This is a genomic window from Robertmurraya dakarensis (assembly GCF_900156875.1).
Taxonomy (GTDB): domain Bacteria; phylum Bacillota; class Bacilli; order Bacillales; family Cytobacillaceae; genus Robertmurraya; species Robertmurraya dakarensis.
Genome location: NZ_LT707408.1, coordinates 700,533 through 722,003 on the forward strand (window position 1 = coordinate 700,533; position 21,471 = coordinate 722,003).

At 38.0% G+C, this 21,471-nt stretch carries 25 protein-coding genes; 15 read left to right on the forward strand and 10 right to left on the reverse strand.

The window, feature by feature from the left end:
- Positions 1 to 4: 4 nt before the first annotated feature.
- On the reverse strand, positions 5 to 796 hold the full coding sequence (locus CZ487_RS04585; protein ID WP_077210992.1) for an alpha/beta fold hydrolase: 792 nt from the start codon (positions 794 to 796) through the stop codon (positions 5 to 7).
- A 241-nt stretch (positions 797 to 1,037) separates the two neighbouring features.
- Between CZ487_RS04585 and phaQ the strand changes: the two genes are divergently transcribed.
- The 7 genes from phaQ (at position 1,038) to CZ487_RS04615 (ending at position 7,953) form a co-directional block, all read left to right on the forward strand.
- Positions 1,038 to 1,475, forward strand: a complete 438-nt coding sequence (gene phaQ / locus CZ487_RS04590) for a poly-beta-hydroxybutyrate-responsive repressor (protein ID WP_077210993.1) — start codon at positions 1,038 to 1,040, stop codon at positions 1,473 to 1,475.
- Complete coding sequence (locus CZ487_RS04595) at positions 1,459 to 1,992, forward strand: hypothetical protein (protein WP_077210994.1); 534 nt, start codon at positions 1,459 to 1,461, stop codon at positions 1,990 to 1,992. Before phaQ ends, CZ487_RS04595 begins: the two co-directional genes overlap by 17 nt.
- Positions 1,993 to 2,163: 171 nt before the next feature.
- Positions 2,164 to 3,561: a sigma-54 interaction domain-containing protein gene (locus tag CZ487_RS04600; RefSeq protein WP_077210995.1), complete on the forward strand. Its 1,398-nt coding sequence runs from the start codon at positions 2,164 to 2,166 to the stop codon at positions 3,559 to 3,561.
- A gap of 251 nt (positions 3,562 to 3,812) precedes the next feature.
- On the forward strand, positions 3,813 to 4,577 hold the full coding sequence (locus tag CZ487_RS04605) for an SDR family NAD(P)-dependent oxidoreductase (RefSeq protein ID WP_077210996.1): 765 nt from the start codon (positions 3,813 to 3,815) through the stop codon (positions 4,575 to 4,577).
- A gap of 26 nt (positions 4,578 to 4,603) precedes the next feature.
- Positions 4,604 to 4,780: a hypothetical protein gene (locus CZ487_RS26530; protein WP_154676012.1), complete on the forward strand. Its 177-nt coding sequence runs from the start codon at positions 4,604 to 4,606 to the stop codon at positions 4,778 to 4,780.
- A complete protein-coding gene (locus CZ487_RS04610) occupies positions 4,777 to 6,330 on the forward strand; it encodes a sodium:solute symporter family protein (protein WP_077210997.1) in 1,554 nt (517 codons plus the stop codon). The genes CZ487_RS26530 and CZ487_RS04610 overlap by 4 nt, the downstream gene beginning before the upstream one ends.
- Positions 6,331 to 6,345: 15 nt before the next feature.
- Positions 6,346 to 7,953 (forward strand): long-chain-fatty-acid--CoA ligase, encoded by a 1,608-nt coding sequence (locus CZ487_RS04615; protein ID WP_077210998.1) that lies wholly within the window; start codon positions 6,346 to 6,348, stop codon positions 7,951 to 7,953.
- A gap of 51 nt (positions 7,954 to 8,004) precedes the next feature.
- Here CZ487_RS04615 and CZ487_RS04620 read toward each other — a convergent pair whose 3' ends face one another.
- On the reverse strand, positions 8,005 to 9,243 hold the full coding sequence (locus CZ487_RS04620) for a CynX/NimT family MFS transporter (RefSeq protein ID WP_077210999.1): 1,239 nt from the start codon (positions 9,241 to 9,243) through the stop codon (positions 8,005 to 8,007).
- A gap of 295 nt (positions 9,244 to 9,538) precedes the next feature.
- Positions 9,539 to 10,774 (reverse strand): peptidase T, encoded by a 1,236-nt coding sequence (gene pepT / locus CZ487_RS04625; protein ID WP_077211000.1) that lies wholly within the window; start codon positions 10,772 to 10,774, stop codon positions 9,539 to 9,541.
- Between the two features lie 160 nt (positions 10,775 to 10,934).
- Between pepT and CZ487_RS04630 the strand changes: the two genes are divergently transcribed.
- The 3 genes from CZ487_RS04630 to dctP all read left to right on the forward strand — a co-directional run bounded on the left by CZ487_RS04630 (position 10,935) and on the right by dctP (position 13,954).
- Positions 10,935 to 11,276 carry a cupin domain-containing protein gene (locus tag CZ487_RS04630; RefSeq protein ID WP_077211001.1) on the forward strand — a complete coding sequence of 114 codons (342 nt, stop codon included), beginning with the start codon at positions 10,935 to 10,937 and terminating at the stop codon, positions 11,274 to 11,276.
- A gap of 256 nt (positions 11,277 to 11,532) precedes the next feature.
- Positions 11,533 to 12,633, forward strand: coding sequence for a branched-chain amino acid aminotransferase (locus tag CZ487_RS04635; RefSeq protein ID WP_077211002.1), 1,101 nt, complete (start codon positions 11,533 to 11,535; stop codon positions 12,631 to 12,633).
- 265 nt (positions 12,634 to 12,898) lie between these two features.
- Positions 12,899 to 13,954 (forward strand): TRAP transporter substrate-binding protein DctP, encoded by a 1,056-nt coding sequence (gene dctP / locus CZ487_RS04640; RefSeq protein WP_077211003.1) that lies wholly within the window; start codon positions 12,899 to 12,901, stop codon positions 13,952 to 13,954.
- Positions 13,955 to 14,063: 109 nt separating this feature from the next.
- On the opposite strand, the gene CZ487_RS04645 is transcribed toward dctP, so the two are convergent.
- Entirely contained in the window at positions 14,064 to 14,960 is an 897-nt protein-coding gene (locus tag CZ487_RS04645) for a selenium metabolism-associated LysR family transcriptional regulator (RefSeq protein WP_077211004.1), read from the reverse strand.
- 182 nt (positions 14,961 to 15,142) lie between these two features.
- Between CZ487_RS04645 and CZ487_RS04650 the strand changes: the two genes are divergently transcribed.
- Positions 15,143 to 15,343, forward strand: a complete 201-nt coding sequence (locus tag CZ487_RS04650; protein ID WP_077211005.1) for a hypothetical protein — start codon at positions 15,143 to 15,145, stop codon at positions 15,341 to 15,343.
- 236 nt (positions 15,344 to 15,579) lie between these two features.
- Here CZ487_RS04650 and CZ487_RS04655 read toward each other — a convergent pair whose 3' ends face one another.
- The 3 genes from CZ487_RS04655 to CZ487_RS04665 all read right to left on the reverse strand — a co-directional run bounded on the left by CZ487_RS04655 (position 15,580) and on the right by CZ487_RS04665 (position 16,963).
- Positions 15,580 to 15,762: a YfhD family protein gene (locus CZ487_RS04655; RefSeq protein ID WP_077211006.1), complete on the reverse strand. Its 183-nt coding sequence runs from the start codon at positions 15,760 to 15,762 to the stop codon at positions 15,580 to 15,582.
- 91 nt (positions 15,763 to 15,853) lie between these two features.
- The gene (locus CZ487_RS04660) at positions 15,854 to 15,985 is read right to left on the reverse strand and encodes a YfhE family protein (RefSeq protein ID WP_077211007.1); all 132 of its coding nucleotides are present in this window, start codon (positions 15,983 to 15,985) and stop codon (positions 15,854 to 15,856) included.
- A gap of 69 nt (positions 15,986 to 16,054) precedes the next feature.
- Entirely contained in the window at positions 16,055 to 16,963 is a 909-nt protein-coding gene (locus CZ487_RS04665) for a TIGR01777 family oxidoreductase (RefSeq protein ID WP_077211008.1), read from the reverse strand.
- A 132-nt stretch (positions 16,964 to 17,095) separates the two neighbouring features.
- Here CZ487_RS04665 and recX point away from each other — a divergent pair, with 132 nt between their 5' ends.
- Positions 17,096 to 17,905 (forward strand): recombination regulator RecX, encoded by an 810-nt coding sequence (gene recX, locus CZ487_RS04670; RefSeq protein WP_077211009.1) that lies wholly within the window; start codon positions 17,096 to 17,098, stop codon positions 17,903 to 17,905.
- 80 nt (positions 17,906 to 17,985) lie between these two features.
- Positions 17,986 to 18,312, forward strand: coding sequence for a YfhH family protein (locus tag CZ487_RS04675; RefSeq protein ID WP_077211010.1), 327 nt, complete (start codon positions 17,986 to 17,988; stop codon positions 18,310 to 18,312).
- Positions 18,313 to 18,339: 27 nt separating this feature from the next.
- Here CZ487_RS04675 and CZ487_RS04680 read toward each other — a convergent pair whose 3' ends face one another.
- The gene (locus CZ487_RS04680) at positions 18,340 to 18,498 is read right to left on the reverse strand and encodes a YpzG family protein (RefSeq protein ID WP_077211858.1); all 159 of its coding nucleotides are present in this window, start codon (positions 18,496 to 18,498) and stop codon (positions 18,340 to 18,342) included.
- Between the two features lie 69 nt (positions 18,499 to 18,567).
- Positions 18,568 to 18,741, reverse strand: a complete 174-nt coding sequence (locus CZ487_RS04685) for a small, acid-soluble spore protein K (protein ID WP_077211011.1) — start codon at positions 18,739 to 18,741, stop codon at positions 18,568 to 18,570.
- Between the two features lie 145 nt (positions 18,742 to 18,886).
- On the opposite strand from CZ487_RS04685, the gene CZ487_RS04690 reads away from it, so the two are divergent.
- Entirely contained in the window at positions 18,887 to 19,156 is a 270-nt protein-coding gene (locus CZ487_RS04690) for a YfhJ family protein (protein ID WP_077211012.1), read from the forward strand.
- Between the two features lie 42 nt (positions 19,157 to 19,198).
- Here CZ487_RS04690 and CZ487_RS04695 read toward each other — a convergent pair whose 3' ends face one another.
- The gene (locus CZ487_RS04695; protein WP_077211013.1) at positions 19,199 to 20,179 is read right to left on the reverse strand and encodes a metal-dependent hydrolase; all 981 of its coding nucleotides are present in this window, start codon (positions 20,177 to 20,179) and stop codon (positions 19,199 to 19,201) included.
- A 183-nt stretch (positions 20,180 to 20,362) separates the two neighbouring features.
- Here CZ487_RS04695 and mutY point away from each other — a divergent pair, with 183 nt between their 5' ends.
- On the forward strand, positions 20,363 to 21,469 hold the full coding sequence (gene mutY, locus CZ487_RS04700; RefSeq protein WP_077211014.1) for an A/G-specific adenine glycosylase: 1,107 nt from the start codon (positions 20,363 to 20,365) through the stop codon (positions 21,467 to 21,469).
- Positions 21,470 to 21,471 lie beyond the last annotated feature (2 nt).

The following is a 21,471-nucleotide window of genomic DNA, read 5'->3' on the forward strand; positions in this document are numbered from 1 at the left end:
CCTGTTATCCAGCTTTATTACGGATTTTATGCTTATCTATGAAATGACGGACAGTACTATTAAATTCCTTTGCAGCTTCAAATTTTGAGATATGTCCTGATTTTTTGAAAATAACCAGCTCAGAATTTGGGATCATCTCGTGCATCATGATTTGGATTCCAACAGGCGTAATGGCGTCATACTGGCTGCCAATGATAAGAGTAGGAATCTTGATATGAGGCAATATATCCCGGTGATCTACCTCAAGACAAGCTTTCATGGCTAATAAATATCCCTTCTTGTCTGGTTTATACAGCTTATAGAACTCTTGAAGGTTTTCTTCCCGCCAGGAGTAAAGACAGGTTTTGGCTGCCATGACTTTTTGCTGCTCTGGAGTTAGGAAGAGAGCACGTGCTTTTCGTATGTGGAAAAAGATACTTGACTCCAGCCACTTCGGGAAATAGTGAAGTGTATTCACTAATATCAATGAGCGGCAAACCTCTGGAGCCTGACGGTATATTTCCTGGGCGACAACACCGCCCATGGATAATCCACAAATGTGAGCGCTTTCTATTTGCAGTTCTTTAAGCAATGTTAAAACGTCTCGAGCAAAGTTTTCAACTGAAATCCCTTCATAGGTTTTATTTTCTCCATGACCACGGAGGTCAGGGATAATGAGTTCAAATTGGCTCGCAAGCTCAAACTGTCTCGTCCAGCCTTCCTTTATTTCTCCAAGTCCATGAATAAGGACAAGTGCTTCACCTGATCCCATATGAATATGCGGCATTATATATTTACCTTCTTCAGTTTCTTTCATAAGTAGCAACCTCCTTAATTGGTTTGCCTGAAGGAAAGGTTCAGAGTAAAATTTTTATGGCCAAAATACCTTCTCGTTTAGCCCAGTGTCTTTTAACAGTATTTATTTTGCATTTATAACCAAAAAAATTGACTATTAAACAATTTTAATTTTTCTGTTAATTTATTATATGCAGTATTGACTCTTTATGACTTATATGTGTAAAATACATATAGATGATACTTTACTGAGGTGAAGAGATATGGGTAATCACAACAAGGAACAGTCTTTAACTCCATCCAAAAATTTTATCCTGCCATTTATCTTATTGCTTCTTAGTAGAATGTCCCTTCATGGCTATGAACTTATCCAAAAATTGCAGAGCCTTGGATTTCGAACCGTTGATCAAGGTAATTTATATCGGCTGCTAAGAAAGCTTGAACAGGACAATTTAGTGTGTTCAGAGTGGGAAACGGGTGGTAGTGGACCAGCAAAAAGAAAATATTCCATAACAGAAGCTGGTATTAAGTATTTAGAGGGTTATGCCAATCAATTGGAAAGCTATCAGACAATGCTGGATCAGTTTTTCAAGATGTATTCAAGTTTTCTTGAGCTCTACATTCCTTCTTTTCCAAAGAAGGATTCTATAGAGAAATCAAGCGAAAGCAAAGGGAGGAGTATCAATGACTCAAAAGAATGAAAAGGATCAAGAGTATGTATCAGATTCCTTTGTAAACACTTTACTGGAGCAATATGAGGCTGCACAGATTCGCGCCCGCAAGCTTGGGGAAAGCAGGAAGGAAGCCTACATAAAAGCGCTTCAGGAGACAACTAATTTTTCATCTGAGTACCGGAAAGCTATTCTATCTTTTTATGATCAAGCAAAACAAGCCAATCGTGATGTCTTCAGTCAATATCAGAATAGGAACACTGCGGAGCCAATCTCTGAGGAAAAGCAAGCCTTCCGCACTCAATTAAGGGATGTAACAAGCAGGTGGGAAAACCTGATGCTGACACCGCTAAGATCATCCTTTAACATCATGGAACGCCTCGAAAAGACAGCTGTTGAAAACAGCCAAGCCTATCTAGATTATCAGCAAAAACAAAGAGCAGAGTTATCGGAAACCACGAATGAATATATGAAATACACATTAGAGGCACAACGTAAGATTTTAAGACGTGTAGAGGATAGCTACAAAGTGCTAGTGAAAAAGTAAAATATTATCTTAAGATAAGGAATAAGAACTACAAACCTCATTCTATTAAAGAGTGGGGTTTTTTATTTTTCAAATTTACTGTAAATTTACCCTGTTAATAAAGGATTTTAGAGCTGAACGAAGAAAACAGCATAGGGGAGGAATAATTAATCGTGTACAGGGGTGAGTGATTTGACAAAAGTATTAGAGGATAGAGATTTATGCGGTTCAATTTCTGCCAACATAAATAATTTAGATTTTTTACTTCACTGCTTGGATGATTCATATGAAGGCATCCTTCTTGCTGATCTAGAGGGCAGAGTTTTTTATGCAAACAAGGCAGTGGAAAGAGTTTCTGGTGTACCATTAAAAGATATTATTGGTTACACAGCAAAGGAGATTGAAGAAAGAGGAATAATCGTAAACCAATCCTTAAAAGTTTTGAAAAAAAATCCTTTGATCATCTTTCAAAAATTGCGGACAGGGAAGGAAGTTTTCATTACAAGTAAGCCTGTCCGGGATGAACATGGAAACCCCATTTGTTATATAGCGAATTACCGCGATTTATCAAGCCTTAATGAGCTGCATGAAAAGTATCACAGACAATTGGATGTTGATTATTCTGAATTACATGAACTAAGGACAAAGTTATTGCAGTCAGATAATTTAATTGGGAACAGTCATCAAATGAAAAAATTAAAGGAAAAGGTACAAAAAGTAGCCAAATCAGAAGCTGCTGTATTAATAATAGGTGAATCAGGAGTAGGGAAGGAAGTTGTTTCCAAATCAATACATAAAATGAGCCATCGGTCAAAGGAATCTTATATTCAAATAAATTGTGGTGCTATACCTGAATCCCTTATGGAGGCGGAGCTGTTTGGTTATGATAAAGGGGCTTTTACGGGTGCGAGTTCAGGGAAGGCGGGACTGCTTGAGGTTGCAAATAAAGGGACGGTCCTTTTAGATGAAATAGGAGAAATGCCGCTGCATTTACAGGTGAAACTTCTTCGTGTCATTCAATCAAAGGAAATAACTAGAGTTGGCGGCACAAAATCGAAAAAATTAGATATACGCTTTTTAGCCGCTACGAACAAAGACTTAAAGCAGATGGTTAAAGAGGGGACATTTCGTGAGGATCTCTATTATCGTTTAAATGTGGTTCCAATCCATATTCCTCCTCTTCGTGATCGAAAAGAGGATATTATCTATTTAACTTATTATTTTCTAGAAAAATTTAATAAAAAATATGGAACCAACAAACAGCTGAATGCTGAAACAGGTAAATTATTGGAGAATTATGATTGGCCTGGCAATATTAGGCAGCTGGAGAATACAATTGAACGGATTGTGATTATGACTGACAGCAGCTTAATAACAGCACAAAGCCTTCCAGAAGAGATCACTAATTCAAAAATAATGCTAGATACCCAAAAAAAGATTATTCCCTTAAAGGATTTAGTAAAAAAGACCGAAAAAGAGATGATTGAATTCGCCCTAAAGAAGTACAAGAGTATTAGGGAAGCAGCCAAAAAATTAGAAGTTGATCATTCAACTCTGATCAGAAAAATAAAAAAGTTCGAAATAAAATGAAAACGGTGTGCTGATGCACCGTTTTTTTCTTATGTTTATCGGTGTGGTGTAGATGTGCACCATGTATTGGTGCGTTTTTGCACCGATTTTTAAATATAAGGATAAAAAAATTGTATAAACATAGCAAAACCACATGTTTTTAAAATTTTAAAAATTGGCATAATAATTGCATTGTTAGAATATATGGAATTTTTGTAAATATGAGGAAATATAATAAATCCTTTTTATCTACTAAAGGAGGAGTAAAGGAAATGTTATTTGATCTGACTGGGAAAGTAAGTATTGTCACAGGGGCAAGCAAAGGCATAGGCAGGAGTATTGCCGTAGGGTTAGCAGATGCTGGCAGTCATATTGTTCTTTGCAGCCGTACAAAATCTGAATTGGAAGCAGTTGCTGAGGAAGTAAGACAAAGAGGTGTCGAGGCACTTGTCATTCCATGTGATGTGTCTAATCCGGAGGATATACAGCATGTTGCAGATGAAACTGTCAATCGATTTCAGCAAATTGATGTCCTAATCAACAACGCAGGTATTACGGTAAAAAAGAATGCAGCGGACTATGAGTTAGAAGATTGGAATAAAGTCATTTCCGTTAATCTAACAGGTGTATTTTTGTTTGCCCAAGCTGTAGGGCAATACATGATCAAGCAGAAGAACGGTTCAATCATCAATATTTCTTCTATTGCCGGTGAAACCGCTCTGAAGGGATCAATTGCCTATTGTGCCAGCAAAGGCGGAGTAAATATGCTTACCAAGGGTTTAGCGGTTGAATGGGCCAAGCACGGTATTCGAGTTAACGGAATTGCTCCAGCTTACATTGAGACCCCTCTTGTAAAAGCGATCACGGAAGTCAGAAGAGATTACGCTGAGAAAGTGGAAGCGAGAACTCCGCTCAAGCGGTTGGGAGCACCGGACGAAATTGTTGGTGCTGCTATTTATTTAGCCTCTGAGGCTTCCTCCTATACAACAGGTGAAACCATAAAAGTGGATGGCGGCTGGACAGCCCTTGGACTTTGAAATTTAACGAAAAAAGGAGAATCGGGATGGAAACATTATTGGGGATTCCTTTAATTGGTTGGAAGGCAATAAGTATCTGGCTGGTGGTTATTCTTGTGCCATGGACTTATTCGCTCTATTTTATTTGGAAGATTAATAGGTCAGGAGTAGAACGCTGGGGTGCTAAACCAGCAAAAATAAAAGAAAAGGAGCTATCACAATGAGGTGGGAGTTACTTGCTGTATTTGCGGTTTATTTTTTAATTCTGCTTTATTTTACAAAACGGGGCTATAAAAAGACTGAATCTTTGGATGACTTTACAATTGGAAGCTGGAGTATGGGGCTGTTTGTGAACATTGGTTTTTTTACGGCAACATGGATTAGTGCAGCTTCCGTTCTAGGGGTCCCAAGTCTTTTGTATACATATGGTTTTGCAGCGGTTACAGGCTGGTTTTCAGGCTGGTTTTTTGCCAATGCTTTACTCCCGTTTATAGCTTATAAGCTTCGTAAGCCGCAATTTCCGGTACGAACCATTCCGGAATACTTACGACTTAGGTTTGAACCACATGTGACGAAAAGTAAGCTTCAAGTCTATGCCTCTGTGATTATGATACTGGGATATTTATTTTATGTTGTCATTCAAATAAAAGGAATTGGGTTAATTGTTTCATCTGTAACCGGACTAAGCTATGAAGTATCTCTATTTGTTTTTCTAATTTTCCTTTTGGTCACCGTTCTAGGTGGAGTATGGTCAATTGCTTTAACGGATTTATTTAATACGATGGTTATTGTAGCAGGACTGATCCTGGCTGCAGTGATGATTTTACCGCAGGTCGGCGGCTGGGGCAGTATGTTTGCGCAAGCGCTGGAAATTGCAACTGCGCCAACAGAGGGGGCGGCTCCAACTGAACCCGGTACTTTACTAAGTCCATTAGGTACCTTTACCTTATCAGCGATGATAGGAATTTTTCTCTCTAACTCTCTTGGTGCTTCTGTGTCACCACACTGGCCAACGCGATTATTATCGGCTAAAAATGTCAAAACAGCTGTTTTGACGCCTTTAATTAGTAACCTGATTATCTTTGTCGTTTTCACTTGCTTATTGATTTTAGGAATTGGCGGCAGGGTGCTTGTTCCTACGATGGTGGATGGACAAGCAGCAGATAATATTGTTCCACTATTAGTGCTTAATTACATGAATCCAATTATTGGGGGTGTCGTATTAGCAGCCATTTTTGCTGCAGCATTGTCCACGGCGAATGGAATGATTCTTCATAGTGCGATTGCGGTCACTTATGACATTGTTAGAAACGTTGGAAAAAAAGAGATTAAGGATCAGAAATTAATCCGAATGACGCAAGTAGTGTTAGGTGTCCTAGGGCTGATTGCCACGATTCTTGCCTTAAATCCGCCTGCCTTTATTGCGATGGCAGCTGCGTACGTCTTCGGCTTGTTCGGTGCAGCTTTTATTGGCCCATTATATTTAGGCTTGTATTGGAAGCGTGTAAATAAACAGGCAGCTTATGTAGGAAGTATCCTTGGTGTTATCTCATATGTGGTGTTTTCTTACTTAATTACTGCAGGAATGATGCCCGGTGTAGTACCAGGAATTGTGATTTCCATGGCTTTATCGATTGTGAGTATGGTGATATGTTCTTACGTTTTCCCTCCTGCGCCAAAGGAAGCTTGGGAACCATATTTTGAAGAGAATATTTCAGAGGAAACAAGAAAAGCGGTTAATAAAGCAATGAAGAATATGTCACATACAGCATAAGGAGGAAATAGATTGATGAATAGTAAACGTCCTTGGCTCCATTCTTATCCCGAAGGTGTTCCATTTGAAATATTGATTCCAAATCGCACGATGATAGATTTTCTTGATAGGGCAGTTGCGAACCGTAAAGAACATCCAGCTTTAATGGTAGAAAATACAGTTCTCACATACGAACAATTTGGTGAGTTAATCAATCGGCTGGCAACAGGACTTCGCTCAATGGGAGTTCAAAAAGGTACGAGGGTAGCGTTAATGATGAATAACTCTCGCGATCTCGTCTTATCTTATTTTGCCGTATTGCGGTTAGGGGCAATTGTTGTGCAGAATAACCCCATGTATAAAGAACGGGAGCTCGTATACCAACTGAATGATTCAGGTGCTGAGTTTTTAATTATCGAAGAACAATTAGCCGGGAATTTTAAAAACCTCGAAGATAAGACATCCATTATGAAGCAAGTATTAGCTCGCACAAGCTCGAATGTGCATACTGAATTTGTAACGGTCGATGAATTGATTAGCAATCATCCTCCTAATCCACCTCAAGTTGAGATTGATCCTAAGGATGATGTTGCTGTTTTACAATACACTGGTGGAACAACAGGCGTTTCAAAAGGAGTCATGCTTACTCATTACAATTTAATTGCCAATGTTGTTCAGACGAAAGAGTTTATGGGAGTGTATTGCAAAGAAGGGCAAGAAAGAATTCTAAATGTACTGCCTTTATTTCATGTCTATGGCATGACGGTGTCCATGAATTTAAGTGTCTTTCTTGAATCTACTCTTTACTTATTGGAACGCTTTTCAGCAAAAGCGGTATTGGAAACCATTCATCAGGAGAAAATTACGATGTTTCCGGGGACACCTACCATTTATGTTGGGGTGAACAATGACCCGAAGGTGAGTGATTATGATTTATCTTCCATACACACCTGCATAAGTGGATCAGCGCCGTTACCGGCAGAAATCAAACAAACTTTTGAAAGATTAACAGGCGCAAAGCTGGTGGATGCCTATGGATTAAGTGAAGCATCCCCTGTCACACATAGCAACCCAGTGAACGGCAAACGCGTAACGGGAAGCATGGGGTTACCGCTTCCGAATACGGATTGTAAGATTGTCAGCATTGAGGATGGAGAAACAGAAATGCCTTTAAATCAAGCAGGAGAGCTCATCATTAAAGGACCACAAGTAATGAAGGGCTACTGGAATCGACAAGAAGAAACCGATCTATCTCTGAAGGATGGGTGGCTTTATACAGGGGACATCGCCTATATGAATGAAGAAGGATATTGCTTCATTGTCAGTCGAAAAAAAGATGTCATTATTGCTGGAGGCTATAACATTTTTCCGAGGGACGTCGAGGAGGTCATCTTCGAACATCCTGCTGTACAAGAGGTAGTAGTGGTTGGTATACCTGATTCATATCGGGGAGAAACAGTAAAAGCATTTATTGTCTTAAAAGACGGCCATACTGCAACAGAAAAAGATATTCTTGATTTCTGCAATGATAAGTTGGCGAAATATAAACTTCCTAGGTTTATAGAATTTAGGAATGAGCTTCCAAAAACAACAGTTGGAAAAATTTTAAGAAGAACTCTCGTTCAAGAAGAGCTAGCCAAATAATAGTGGGGGAGTCCCCCACTATTATTTTTGCTATCATGCTCATGAATCACTTTAATAGTTTAATTGAGAGGATCTAATAGGCTCTTGGGAAACATACTGGCTGCGTCCAGCTCCGACTCCAGCTATTGTCATGATGACTGTAAGTATGATCAATAGAATGATAGGGAGAGTCCAAGTATGGTATAAATCAAATAGAAAACCTAAGGAGAATGGGCCAATTGCTGCTAGAAGGTAGCCGATTGATTGTGACATCCCTGATAAGTTCGCTGCCTGCTCGGCGTTTGCGGCCCTTAAACCAATCAGTGTTAATGCAAGACTGATTGCGGCACCCGTTGACGATCCAAGCATGATGATACATAGGGTTAGAACAAGTAGATTTCCGCTAAGGAGAAGTCCGGAAAGTCCTGTCATGCAAAATGCTCCAATGAGAATGGATAATCCCTTTTGATTAGGAAGTTTATCCGCTAAAACAGGTACAAGAAAATTAGCAGGAAGTCCTGAAAACTGCAGGAGTGAAACCATCCATCCAGCTGTGCTTACACTCACACCATGGCTATAGAGCATATCTGGCAGCCACGTAATGCTGCAGAAATATATACAGGATTGCAAGCCCATGAAAATCGATACCTGCCAAGCAATAGGTGATTGTAACAAAGAGGACTTTGGCCGCAGGATGTTGACAGTCGCTTTCGTGGATTTTGAATTCCGTTTTAACTGTGGAAGCCAAACTACTATTGCGATTATGACTAAAATCAGCCATACCGTTAAGGACTTTTGCCAGCCAAGCTTTAGATTCTCTGATAAAGGAACACTGATCCCAGGTGCAATCCCCGCCCACAATGCCATCGCAACTGTATAAAAACCAGTCATTAATCCGACTTTCTTAGGAAAGTTTTCTTTTACAATGCCAGGTAAAAGGACATTGCAAAGAGCAATCCCCACTCCAATAAAGGCTGTTCCAAAGAATAATAAGAAGATCATTTCCGTGGAACGAATAAAGATCCCAAGCCCTAAGATGAGCAGAGCTATAAATACGGTCCTCTCTTTGCCGATTTTATGTGCTATTTTTGGAGCTATCGGAGAAAGAATGGCAAATGCAATCAACGGAAGAGTTGTGATGAATCCTGCCAGCGTATTTGAGATACCGATGTCATCCCTTATAAAAGTAAGGAGAGGACCAACAGACGTAATCGCAGGTCTCAAATTGAACGCAACAAAAATGATCCCGATTAATAGAAAACGAGTGTTTACTGTCTCGAGACCAAAACTATACAATGATGGCTTTTTCATAAGATTAAACCACTCCTAAGTGAGCTGGAAAGTACTTTTTTGTAAGCTTACAGGTCCGTTTGTTAATATTTAACATAACACAAGATGAAATGGGATTCTATAAGAAATATTGTTGATGAGCTTGTGGTTGACTGAGTGAGAGGGAGGGGGGGGTTTGGACAGGATCTTCCATCACAATCAAGTTCCAGTCCAAATACAGGTTAGATTCAGACAAGAGGATCCGTCTCAATCGAATTCAAGTCCGAATGAACTATGTCAAACCCATCCCACTCAATTAAGATTGCCAAAGTTCATTTTACTGTGCTTTTTCCTCGAACAAACGGCAGATTTCAACAATAACTTGTGTTGCTTTAACCATATTGTCAGCAGAAATAAATTCAAATTTCCCGTGGAAATTCTCTCCTCCTGTGAAAATATTCGGAGTTGGAAGGCCCATGTAGGAAAGCTGGGATCCATCAGTGCCGCCGCGAACTGGACGGATAATAGGATCGATGTGTAAATTTGTCATAGCTTCATGCGCAATATCCACAATTTCCTTTACGGGTTCAATTTTTTCACGCATGTTATAATATTGGTCCTTCATCTCTAAAAGAATGTTATCTTCACCATACTTCATCCTTAAGTCTTCAACAATTCCCACGATCGTTTCTTTTCTTTTATTAAAATAGTCACGATCAAAATCGCGGATAATATAAGAAAGCGTTGTTTCTTCGACATCTCCATTAATAGAAAGCAAGTGGTAAAAACCTTCGTATCCTTCTGTATGTTCAGGTGCTTCTTCTACAGGCAGCGTACTATTAAATTCCATTGCGATTTTAGTGGAGTTGATCATTTTGCCTTTTGCTGTGCCGGGATGAATATTATTTCCTTTAATCGTAATCTTCGCTGCTGCAGCACTAAAGCTTTCGTACTGAAGCTCTCCAAGCGGTCCCCCATCGATAGTATAAGCAAATTGCGCATTAAATGCAGCTACATCAAATTTATGAGGACCTCTGCCAATTTCCTCATCGGGAGTGAAGGCAACTCTGATTTTTCCATGTTTGATTTCTGGATGGTTTATTAGATAGTGCATGGCCGTCATGATTTCTGCGATGCCTGCTTTGTTATCAGCTCCAAGAAGGGTCGTGCCATCCGTTGTAATCAGTGTGTGACCTTTATATTCAGAAAGGCTTGGAAACTCATTAGGAGATAGGACAACTTGTAAAGCTTCATTTAAAACAATTTCGCTTCCATCGTAGTTCTCTGTAATCTGCGGATTAACATTTTTTCCGGTAAAATCAGTTGCTGTATCAACATGCGCTAAAAACCCGATGGTTGGGATGTCTTTGTCAGAATTGGCCGGAAGGGTTGCCATTACATAGCCGTTTTCATCTATGGTTACTTCTTCCATGCCAATTTGTTTAAGTTCGTCAACGAGCATATTAGCAAGTACCAGCTGTCCTGGGGTTGTTGGGCAAGCCTCATTTTCTTCATTAGATTGTGTATCAACCTTTGCATAACGGACAAAACGTTCCATAATATCCTTTTTCATTTCAATTATCTCCTTTACTTCAATGTCCTCTTATTTTCCAACCTTATTATACTAAATTGCAAATGTGGGATACTCTTTTTTAAAGAATGATTCATATCACTACAGTAGCAACTGAGAACCATTATTATTAAGATATCAATAATAAAGAGGTGCTAATACAATGAAGAAAACAAACCTACAAGAATATATTGAATATAGCGAGGAAAGATTCACAAAAAGAATTGTGTTTAAAGAAGGGGAAAGTACGGTGTTTGTTCTTAACTTCAAGCCTCAGCAGTCATTACCGGCTCACAAGCATCCCGGAACAAATGTTTATTTACTAGTTGTAGAAGGAGCGGGCACGTTTAAGATTGATGGAAAAGAAGTTAAAGCAAGCAAAAACGACGTCATTCTAGCAGATGGCGACGAAGAATTCGCATTCGTGAACGATAGTAATGAAAACACCAGTGTATACGTAATGCTGAACAAAATTCCAAATGAAAATTACGCACAAAATATTTAATGCAAAAATAAAACGCCAGTCACAACTATGAGGGAAATTTCCTGTTGTAGTTGTGTCTGGCTTTTTTACTAAATTCAATTAAAAAATTGAATAGGTATTCAATTATCTTGAAATCCTGAATAGTAGATTGTTTTTGTGATTTTTTTATGATACAACAATATTACAAGTGTCTAATGTTCTTGAAAATTTTAAATTTTACTACCTTTTGTTGTAAAGATATATTAAGATACTATTAAAAACCAAGGGAGATATAGCCATGAAAGACCAAGAGATTACAGTTACTTTAACTCAAACTAAAAAAGAAAAGCTTCCGGCTGACCAATTAGTATTTGGAAAAACTTTTACGGACCATATGTTCATCATGGATTATAGTACTGAAAATGGATGGTATGATCCCCGCATTGTTCCATATCAAAAAATTAGCCTAGACCCATCAACGATGATTTTTCACTATGGTCAATCCGTGTTCGAGGGACTAAAGGCATACTACTCTCAAGATGGAAAAATTCAATTATTTAGACCTGAAAAGAATTTTGAACGCATGAACCGTTCAAATGATCGTCTATGTATCCCTCCAGTAGATGAAGAATTCGTGTTGAAAGCATTAAAGGAACTAATTGTAGTTGACCAAGATTGGATTCCAACTGCTGAAGGTACATCACTTTATATTCGCCCGTTTATTATATCAACAGAACCGTATTTAGGTGTATCTCCATCGGAACATTATAAGTTTATGATCATCATGTCACCAGTCGGCTCTTACTATAAAGAAGGCATTAACCCTGTAAAAATTCATGTTGAAAATGAATATGTACGTGCAGCAGCAGGTGGTACAGGGAAAGCGAAGACTGGCGGTAACTATGCGGCGAGCTTAAGAGCACAAGCTAATGCTGAAGAAAAAGGATATTCACAGGTGCTATGGCTCGATGCAAAAGAGAAGAAGTATATTGAAGAAGTTGGCAGCATGAACATCTTCTTTAAAATTGATGGCGAAGTCCATACACCAGTACTGAATGAGAGCATTTTAGAAGGGGTAACAAGAAATTCAACAATACAATTGCTAAAACATTGGGGAATTAATGTTGTAGAACGGAAAATCTCAGTAGAAGAAATTTATGAGGCACATGCAGCTGGTAAATTAGAAGAAGCATTTGGAACTGGTACAGCAGCAGTTATTTCACCTGTTGGTGAACTATTCTGGAACGATCATCAAATTGTGATCAACGATGGCAAAACAGGAGAAATCTCAAAGAAGCTGTATGATACAATCACTGGTATTCAAACTGGTAAAGTAGAGGATCCATTTGGCTGGGTAGTTGAGGTCGGAGAAAAACAAGAAACTGTTCAGTCTAAATAAAGGTAAAAAACAGGCATCGATAAAGGTGCCTGTTTTTTTGTTTAATAGGACAGTTAACGCTAAAAATTTTTAATTTTTATAATATTACGAAATTAATTTATATTAAAACAAGTCGTTGTGAAGGTGGTATAATACTGATGTTAGAAAAATTTGAATAGATAAAAAACTATTCAACAAATAACATTTCGAAGGGAGGGTTGTTTTTAAAAAAAAAGAATCTTCACAATAAATGAAATTCAACATTATAAGGGGGCAAACGGTCACTATGAAAAAACTATTATTATTCGCACTTTTAACTTCGATTTTTGCCATTGCAGGGTGTGGTTCATCTGAAGATGCATCAGGACAGTCAGGTCAAACTCAAGAAACGATTACATTAAAAGCTGCTACATACTTTCCTAATACTTCGACGATGTCCACTGAAGTTATGATTCCATGGATGGAGGCAATAACAGAAAGAACTGACGGTAGAGTTCAATTCGAATACTATCCGGGTGAGCAAATTGGAAAAGCGGCTGATTTGATGAACTTAACGAAAGACGGTGTAACGGATTTAGCAATCTCATCTATTTCCTATACACCGGACTTATTCCCGATTTCCAACGCCTTGTCTGGGCTTCCTAATCTGAGCGAGACAATGCGTCAAGGAACAATGGCTTATAATGATCTGCTTAAAGAAAGTACAGAACTTCTTGAAACAGAGTACTCTAAGAATAATATTCGACCTTTGTTTGGTCATGTTTCTCCTACATTTGAAATTTGGTCGGTTGACCAAGAACTTCGTGTTCCAGATGATTTTAAGGGACTAAAAATGAGAACACCTGGAGGGGTTTTGACAGAATATTATTCTTACTTAGGTGCCACTCCGGTCTCAATGCCAAACAGTGAAGCATACGAAGCGTTAGAAAAGGGACTTGTAAGTGCATACTCATCCTACAGTTTGGGTGTAAAAAGTATTGGTTTACAAGAAATTTTAGGACATGCTGTATTCGCTCATATTGGAACAGCTGTACAGCCGTTAGTAATTAATGAAAAGAAATGGCAGAGCCTTCCTGAGGACGTACAACAGGTCATAATCGAGGTATCCGAAGAAATCATGGAATCGGCAAGTGTTTCCTATGAAAAACTAACAGATGAATTCAATCAAGAGTTTGAAGCAAATGGCGGGAAAATAGCTCAATTAACAGAAGAAGAACTTAAACAATGGCATACCGTCAACGAAGCATTTACGAAAGAATGGTTGGAAGAGCATAAGTCAGATGGTTTTCCATACGAAGAAGTACTAGCACTGTATAAAGAAAAGTTAGAAGAATATAAATAAAAGAGATCTAGGATGCTAATAAAGAAGCAAGCGGAGAAGCTAATTATGTTTTCACCGCTTGCTTTTTTTACTTTTAGGATTTTTATGAAAAAGGTGCAGTAATGTTTGTCTAGTCTATCTTGATGCTGTGCGCAGTTACGGATTCAATAAAAAGCTTCGAGATCATAGGTAGGGTCTTCTTTACGTTATAAACAAGGTAAAAATATCGTTCGTCATCGAATCCGGTAATATCATATACCTGAAGCTGGTTGTTCACGGCATATTTTTGTGCGGTAATTTCTGAAATAATGGAGATGCCTAGTCCATGTTTGACAAGCTCTATTAGAGTTTGACTGCTGTTCGTATAGGAGACAATCTTCAAGTCAGACTCTTTCACACGATTTTTTTTTAAGAATTTTTCAAGTATCGCTTTTGTTCCTGAATCAGATGACCTCATAACAAAAGGATAATTCAGCATCTCAGCAATACTAACGGGTCCTTCAAATTTATATTCATTAGAGGCGATTAGTACTAGTTTTTCTTTTAATAAGGGAATATAGCGGAGAATATCATTTTCGTATTTTTCACCCAAAAAGCCTACATCTAATGTTCCGTTTTGGATTTTTTCTGATACAATCTTTGAGGCATCCTGCTTGATAGAAAAGGTGACACTTTCGTATTGTTTACTGAAATCCTTTACAAGCTTTGGAACGATAAACTGTCCAGGCACCGAGCTCACGCCAATATGAATGACTCCTTTTAATTCCGCTACACTATCCTTTAAATCATGCAGCGCTTCATCTTTTAATCGAAGCATTTTTTGTGCCCAATGATACAAACGTTCTCCATGAGGGGTGAGGATCGTCTCCCTGCCGACACGATCAAAAAGGGGAACATTTAATGTTTTTTCTAATGAATGAATATGCGAACTGACTGTGGATTGGCTTAAGTAAATCGAATCGGCAGCCTTAGAAAAGCTTTTCTGCTCAACTACCTTTGTAAATACATAGAGTTGATGTAAATCCATTAAATTATTCCTCCCTTCTATGACCGAATTTAATTTATGAATTTCATTAATCGTACCACTGTTGTTCAAAAATTAATATAGCATAGGGCGTAGAGTAAAAGGTAACCGAAAATAGAGAAAACAAAAATAAAAAGAATAAGTTTTGGTTAACATTTAAGGGATGGAATAGTGAGGTGTAATGATTGAAGAGTTACCGAATTTCTTGGTATGCGATTGTTGAAGATGGATCTGTACTAGAAGGTCGAAGTCTAGTAAAAGGAGAAAACCAAGAACAGGCAGTGGAAGAATTTTTTCAAAAGAAACTGCAAGAGTATCGATTGAAGCCCAATATGATGACCATACAATCTATAACAGAGCTTTCTTACTTTAGAAGTGGAGATTAGGTTATCCATATAATTATCCACAAATAAATTGCCTATAAAATAATGATCCACAAGGTTATCCACTTTATCCACAAGAAAAACAGCAGTTACCCACAAAAAAACTGTGAATATAACGATCTATATTGGGGCTGATTTTTAGCAATTTAAGAGTGTTATTAACATTATCCACAAATTTGTGGATAATGTTGTGCACAACTTAAAAAGAAAGCAGGTCAGACCTGCTCCCTTTTTATCAGTTAGCGTTTCTTTTTTGCTCTTTCATCAGCGGCTTTTGCACGGCTCATTGCTTCTAAATCATCGTGATCAGCAAGTTCACGATTAAATTCCACATCTAAGCCGTCTGATTTCATGTTTTTAGGTACTTGAGGAAGTGAGGCTTTATTTTTATCACGCGTTTTATGTCCCTGTGCACGACCCATAGCATAATCCCCTTTCAAGAAAAGTGAGGAAAGCATCATTGCTTTCCTCACTTATTTTTAGCTATTGAAATAGAAGTTATGAATGGAAAAATTAATGTCTTCCTCTTCTCTCTGTAAAACCACCCGCTCGGTCTGCCATTTTGAATTCACGTGAATAGGTTACTTCCTGCATGCTTGACAGCGTGCTTTTTGTCTTTTCTTTCCTTTTTTTATCTCCTGCCATATGTATCATCCTTTCATAGAAAAAATTTAATGTCTTTCCTATTTTTCCCTTTCAAAAAGGAAAGATACTTTACTTTTGATAAATATTTTTTAGGGCACTATAAAGATCACTGTACTTAAACCTATATCCTGCTTGTAACAAAACATTAGGCAGAACTTTCTGTCCTTCTAACACAAGTATACTCATTTCGCCTAGGATGATTCTTAATGCAGCACCAGGGACAGGAATCCAATGAGGCCTGTGTAGGATGGTGCCCAACGTTTGACCAAATTCCTTCATCCTTACAGGTGAGGGAGCAGTCATATTTATAGGCCCATTCAACCCTTCATTTTCAATTGTAAACAAAATGCCCTGTACTACATCTTCTATACTAATCCAAGACACCCATTGATCACCTGAACCAACATTTCCTCCAATAAAGAGTTTATAGGGAAGAGCTATTTTTGGGAGGGCCCCTAATTGCTTATCGAGGATTAACCCAAACCGGCACAGTACTGTTCGAATTTCCAGTTCCTCAGCAGTAAGTGCCTGTGTCTCCCATAAGCGTACCGTTTCAGCGAGAAAATCACTGCCAGTCAGGTTCGTTTCCTCTGTGAAAGTCTCAGTGAGTGAAGTTCCATAAATACCGATTGCGCTGGCATTAACTAAAACTCTAGGCTTGTTTTTCAATTGTTTGATTATGGAGATGACTGCGGATGTTGTTTCCAGACGGCTATTTAAAATAATGTGTTTTCTTTTCTCAGTCCATCGGCCGCTGTTAAGGGATTCACCTGCTAAATTTATAAATGCATCGAGATTTTCAAGTTGCTTAATCGTATCCTCTCCCTCGGGTAACCACTGTAGAAAGAATAGTTGTTCGTGATTTGCTGCTTCTTTTATCCTTCTGGTCAAAATAAGAACTTCATGCCCATCCTTTAGAAGTTGTTCTGTCAGTGTCTTTCCAACAAATCCTGTACCACCTGCTATAGCCACACGCATAACTTAATTCCTCCTTATGGAAGTCCATAATGATTTAATTAGCGATGTAGGTTAGAAATTCCTCTCTAAAAAAACCACAAGCATATTCTGCTCAAAAATATTTATGTTACATTAGTAATGAGGTGGAGGAAGATGACTGTAATTACGAAAATCACCACACAAAAGAAAAATAAAGATCGCTATAATATTTTCATGGATTATGGAAATGGTGAAGAGTATGCTTTTAGTGTTGATGGAGATGTCCTGGTTAAATTCCAACTAAAAAAAGGAATGGAACTGGATGATTTATCATTAACAGAAATACATTATCAAGATGATGTCAGAAAAGCTTATCATATGGCAATCCGATTTTTATCCAGAAAGATGAGATCAGAAACTGAAGTTAAAAGATATTTAGCTGAAAAAGAAGTGGATGTCCCGATTATTCAAGAGGTGGTTCACAAACTTAACGACTATCAGTTTTTAAATGATGAAGAATACGCATATGCCTATGTTAGAACACAAATGAATACAACGGATAAAGGGATTGATCTAATTAGAAGAGAGCTTTTGGAGTTGGGTATTCACGAGGATCTTATTTCAGCTTCTTTAAATGAGTATCCATACGATATGCAAGTAGAAAAAGCGGTAGAATTATGTGGGAAATTCACAAAAAAACATAGTAAAGATTCGCAACGTATATTAAAGCAAAAGACAGAGCAGCATTTAATTAGAAAAGGATTTCCTTTAGACATTATTTCAGCCGCTTTAGAAAAATTTAATAACAATCATCATCATGCTGAAGAATTAGATGCGTTGAAATTCCAGGCCGAAAAAGCCAATCGAAAATACGCGGGACTGAGCTCGTACGAATATAAACAAAAAATGAAACAATTCCTTTTTCGAAAGGGGTTCTCTATCGAAAGCATTGAGGAATTCTTAAATACCCAAAATGATGCCTGAACAGTGCATTGTTCTTTATTAATATCATGACATTTATTATACTGGAATTATACTGAATAGACCCTGAGGTGAACGTACGCATGGAAAAAAGATATAGTGAAATGACCCGACATGAATTGCAGCAGGAAATAGCGCAGCTTAATGAAAAAGCTAGGAAAGCGGAACAAATGGGAATGGTTAATGAATATGCTGTATTGGAACGAAAAGCAATTATGGCAAAAGCGTACTTACTAACCCCTGAGGATTTCAAGCCAGAAGAAGTATATGAAATTGATGGAGATCCTGGTTCATATTTTAAAATAGATTATTTAAACGGTGTGTTTGCGTGGGGACATCGGGTTGGAGGAAATAAGGAAGAAGAAGCCCTGCCAATTTCAATGCTAAAAAAAATGCAGCCAGGACAATAGTGTCCTGGCCGCTGTTTAGCAGTGTGACTATGAGTTTTTTCTGATTTGATGGTGGAGAATAATGATGTCCTGAGTTTCTTTTGTTTCACCATTTACTTGGGAGTGCGCGTGCTTAGGTCGATAGTTTGGTGACGTAAACGGACTTGAGTAGGGATTTTTATCAAAGAATTTTTTTGAGTTTCCCATCATCATTCGCCTCCTAATAGTTCTAATACTGTGGAACGATTTAAAATTTAGTAACCACCAAAACCATTGTTAAAATAGTTCTGAAGTATCTGACTCTCTATTAGTTGAAGCTCGCATTCTTTCCTGTGGATGAGTATTGATCGTACCGTCTGCTCTTCTCGACGCATACTCAGCTTTTGCTCGAGGTTCGCCCTCTAATTTATTGTTATTTTGATTGGGGAAATTCGTTACTTTATTCCGCATAGAGACAGCCTCCCTGAAAAGACTTCAAAAACCGTGAAAAACAAGGAAGTACCGTGTTAATCACGTACTAATAGTATGAACGTAATTGGTGATTAGAAACGTTATTTACGCTAAATAAAAAAATTGGCAAAGAAGGGGTAAAAAAATGAGAGAACATCATCAAAAACTAGTGGAGCTATTGTTAGAAAAAAACGATTATTTATCATACGGTCAAGCTCAAACATGGATAGAGTTATTATGGGATGACTTTGAAACAACACGGGCGAAGGCTGGCAGAGACTATAAAGGCAGCGAAATGACCGAAAAGGTAGTAAGGCAATGGATTGAAAATTATGGGGAAAAATTACATGAATTTCTAGCAACTAATCCAAAATACAAGCATTTACTTGAGCAGGATCCGAAAACATTAAATTAAAAAAGCGATGTCACTGGTAGCATCGCTTTTTTTTTATATTCGTTAATTTGGAACGATATCAAGCTTTTTGCGTAGTTTTTCTTCACTGAAGATCCAGCCGGTATAGGATGACTTAATATTTAGTTCCAGATCAAGCTGTACGACTGCAATGAATGGATAATAATCATTGCTTCGGTAACGTAAATCTATGAAGCGGACTTCAAAATAATCATCGTATTCATCAACTTCCCATCTGTATACAGGTGAAAATGATAAAAAAGCAGAAAGATTTTTATCGTTCTTAGCAGCATCAATAACAGGAGAATCAGGAACTTTGACACGATTGAATTGATCTAGAATTTGGACTTGATTATCATGAGCTCTTCCTACAAAAAATTGGTGTCTGTTCATTACTGCAATTCTCCATTGGTGAAATTTCATCGTTGGAGATATAATAATATCTGTTGCATCAGGAATTAAACTTCTTACTTCTTTTAGTACCTTCCGCTGTGTATTAAATCTTACGATGTAATAGGCAACGAGAATTACGTAGATCGTTAGAAATGTGTATCCGGGGTCAATCCCAATTGCCCAGATAATTAACCCAATTACGTGCAGTCCAAAGATATAAGGGTCGAATGTGTTAATAACTCCTAAAGCAATCCATTTAGAAGAAAAGGGACGCAATGCTTGTGTTCCATACCCATTGAATATATCTACAAAGACATGAAGAAAAACAGCAATAAATGTCCAAATCCACAAATGCAGAAGGTTTGCCTCTGGGAAGAATTGAGACAATACTCCAACAATTAAGAGCGGCCAAAGAATAACGGCAGGGATAGAATGAGTAATTCCTCTATGATTTCTTATATAAACAGCATTGTTCTTTAATTTAAGCACTGTATCGATATCTGGAGCCTGAGAACCAATAATTGTGCCAATCATGACACTTGTAGCGGTGGCTGCATTCGAAGAAACAACAGGGTCTAAAGTAGCGAGACCCCCTAGTGCAAGCCCCATGACAATATGGGTACCTGTGTCCAAAGGAAGAACCTCCTTTTGAAGGGATTTTATACCTTTATTTTAACATAAATTATTTTTCAAAAATGGCTGATATACAATATTTTTGTTACGTATTTATAAACGATTGTCACCAATGGTTTATTGCGACCACATTTTATTTTTCCTATTTTCTTTATGTTTATGATTTACAACAGGAGGTGCATAATGACAAATTCATTAAAAAATCTTAAAAATTTCGATAAAAACTCTTTTCAGAGGGATTTAATTGATTGGTTTTCTGAAGAAATGCGTGATTTGCCTTGGAGAAAGGATAAAGATCCGTATAAAATTTGGGTTTCTGAAATTATGCTCCAACAGACAAGGGTTGATACGGTAATTCCGTATTTTAATCGATTTATCGAACAGTTCCCAAATATAGAAACATTGTCACAAGCCGAGGAAGAGAAAGTACTAAAAGCCTGGGAAGGTTTGGGGTATTATTCAAGAGTCCGTAATCTGCAAACTGCTGTGAGGGAAGTACATGAAAAGTACGGTGGTAAAGTCCCGGATACATTAGAAGAAATCTCTTCTCTTAAAGGAGTAGGTCCTTACACAGCTGGGGCAGTTTTATCGATTGCATACGGTATTCCTGAACCCGCGGTTGACGGAAACGTGATGCGGGTTCTTTCAAGGATCTTATCCATATGGGAGGATATTGCTAAGCCTTCTAGCCGAAAAGTATTTGAAAAAGCTGTTCGAGAATTAATTTCAGAGAATAACCCATCTTATTTTAATCAAGCATTAATGGAGCTTGGTGCTCTTATTTGTACGCCAACTTCGCCTGCATGCCTGCTGTGTCCTGTCCGAGACTACTGTCATGCTTTTCATGAAGGCTCACAAAAAGAACTCCCTATTAAAACGAAAGCGAAAAAGCAAAGGAAAGTTGTGCTCGCGGCCCTTATTATTAAAGATGAAAATGGAAAGACGGTTATTCATAAGCGACCTGGAGAAGGATTATTAGCGAACTTATGGGAGTTTCCAAACTTTGAAATTTCTTTGCCTTTTAAAAGTGAAAAGAGTCAGCTGCAAGAGAATTTCAAACAACTATTGGGAGTGGACGTTAAAGTTGGGAAGTTGCTGGGGAAAATAGATCATGTTTTTTCACATTTGATTTGGGATATCCATGTTTATGAAGGGAAGCTTTTGCATCCTTTAGAAGAGCAGCCTGATTTAAAGATTGTCTCAGAGGATGAGATTCATGAATTTCCATTTCCGGTATCACACCAAAATATGATGAAGAAGTACTACTTGATCAAGGAAGACACCAAATAAGC

Bases quoted from the DNA above. Each gene is read 5' to 3' on its own strand.
- mutY (WP_077211014.1), top strand. From the start codon at position 20,363: ATGACAAATTCATTAAAAAATCTTAAAAATTTCGATAAAAACTCTTTT.
- recX (WP_077211009.1), top strand. From the start codon at position 17,096: ATGACTGTAATTACGAAAATCACCACACAAAAGAAAAATAAAGATCGC.
- CZ487_RS04630 (WP_077211001.1), top strand. From the start codon at position 10,935: ATGAAGAAAACAAACCTACAAGAATATATTGAATATAGCGAGGAAAGA.
- CZ487_RS04605 (WP_077210996.1), top strand. From the start codon at position 3,813: ATGTTATTTGATCTGACTGGGAAAGTAAGTATTGTCACAGGGGCAAGC.
- CZ487_RS04610 (WP_077210997.1), top strand. From the start codon at position 4,777: ATGAGGTGGGAGTTACTTGCTGTATTTGCGGTTTATTTTTTAATTCTG.
- phaQ (WP_077210993.1), top strand. From the start codon at position 1,038: ATGGGTAATCACAACAAGGAACAGTCTTTAACTCCATCCAAAAATTTT.
- CZ487_RS04675 (WP_077211010.1), top strand. From the start codon at position 17,986: ATGGAAAAAAGATATAGTGAAATGACCCGACATGAATTGCAGCAGGAA.
- CZ487_RS04620 (WP_077210999.1), bottom strand. From the start codon at position 9,243: ATGAAAAAGCCATCATTGTATAGTTTTGGTCTCGAGACAGTAAACACT.
- CZ487_RS04680 (WP_077211858.1), bottom strand. From the start codon at position 18,498: ATGGGAAACTCAAAAAAATTCTTTGATAAAAATCCCTACTCAAGTCCG.
- CZ487_RS04585 (WP_077210992.1), bottom strand. From the start codon at position 796: ATGAAAGAAACTGAAGAAGGTAAATATATAATGCCGCATATTCATATG.
- CZ487_RS04660 (WP_077211007.1), bottom strand. From the start codon at position 15,985: ATGGCAGGAGATAAAAAAAGGAAAGAAAAGACAAAAAGCACGCTGTCA.
- CZ487_RS04635 (WP_077211002.1), top strand. From the start codon at position 11,533: ATGAAAGACCAAGAGATTACAGTTACTTTAACTCAAACTAAAAAAGAA.
- pepT (WP_077211000.1), bottom strand. From the start codon at position 10,774: ATGAAAAAGGATATTATGGAACGTTTTGTCCGTTATGCAAAGGTTGAT.
- dctP (WP_077211003.1), top strand. From the start codon at position 12,899: ATGAAAAAACTATTATTATTCGCACTTTTAACTTCGATTTTTGCCATT.
- CZ487_RS26530 (WP_154676012.1), top strand. From the start codon at position 4,604: ATGGAAACATTATTGGGGATTCCTTTAATTGGTTGGAAGGCAATAAGT.
- CZ487_RS04615 (WP_077210998.1), top strand. From the start codon at position 6,346: ATGAATAGTAAACGTCCTTGGCTCCATTCTTATCCCGAAGGTGTTCCA.
- CZ487_RS04685 (WP_077211011.1), bottom strand. From the start codon at position 18,741: ATGCGGAATAAAGTAACGAATTTCCCCAATCAAAATAACAATAAATTA.
- CZ487_RS04655 (WP_077211006.1), bottom strand. From the start codon at position 15,762: ATGGGTCGTGCACAGGGACATAAAACGCGTGATAAAAATAAAGCCTCA.
- CZ487_RS04690 (WP_077211012.1), top strand. From the start codon at position 18,887: ATGAGAGAACATCATCAAAAACTAGTGGAGCTATTGTTAGAAAAAAAC.
- CZ487_RS04645 (WP_077211004.1), bottom strand. From the start codon at position 14,960: ATGGATTTACATCAACTCTATGTATTTACAAAGGTAGTTGAGCAGAAA.
- CZ487_RS04665 (WP_077211008.1), bottom strand. From the start codon at position 16,963: ATGCGTGTGGCTATAGCAGGTGGTACAGGATTTGTTGGAAAGACACTG.
- CZ487_RS04595 (WP_077210994.1), top strand. From the start codon at position 1,459: ATGACTCAAAAGAATGAAAAGGATCAAGAGTATGTATCAGATTCCTTT.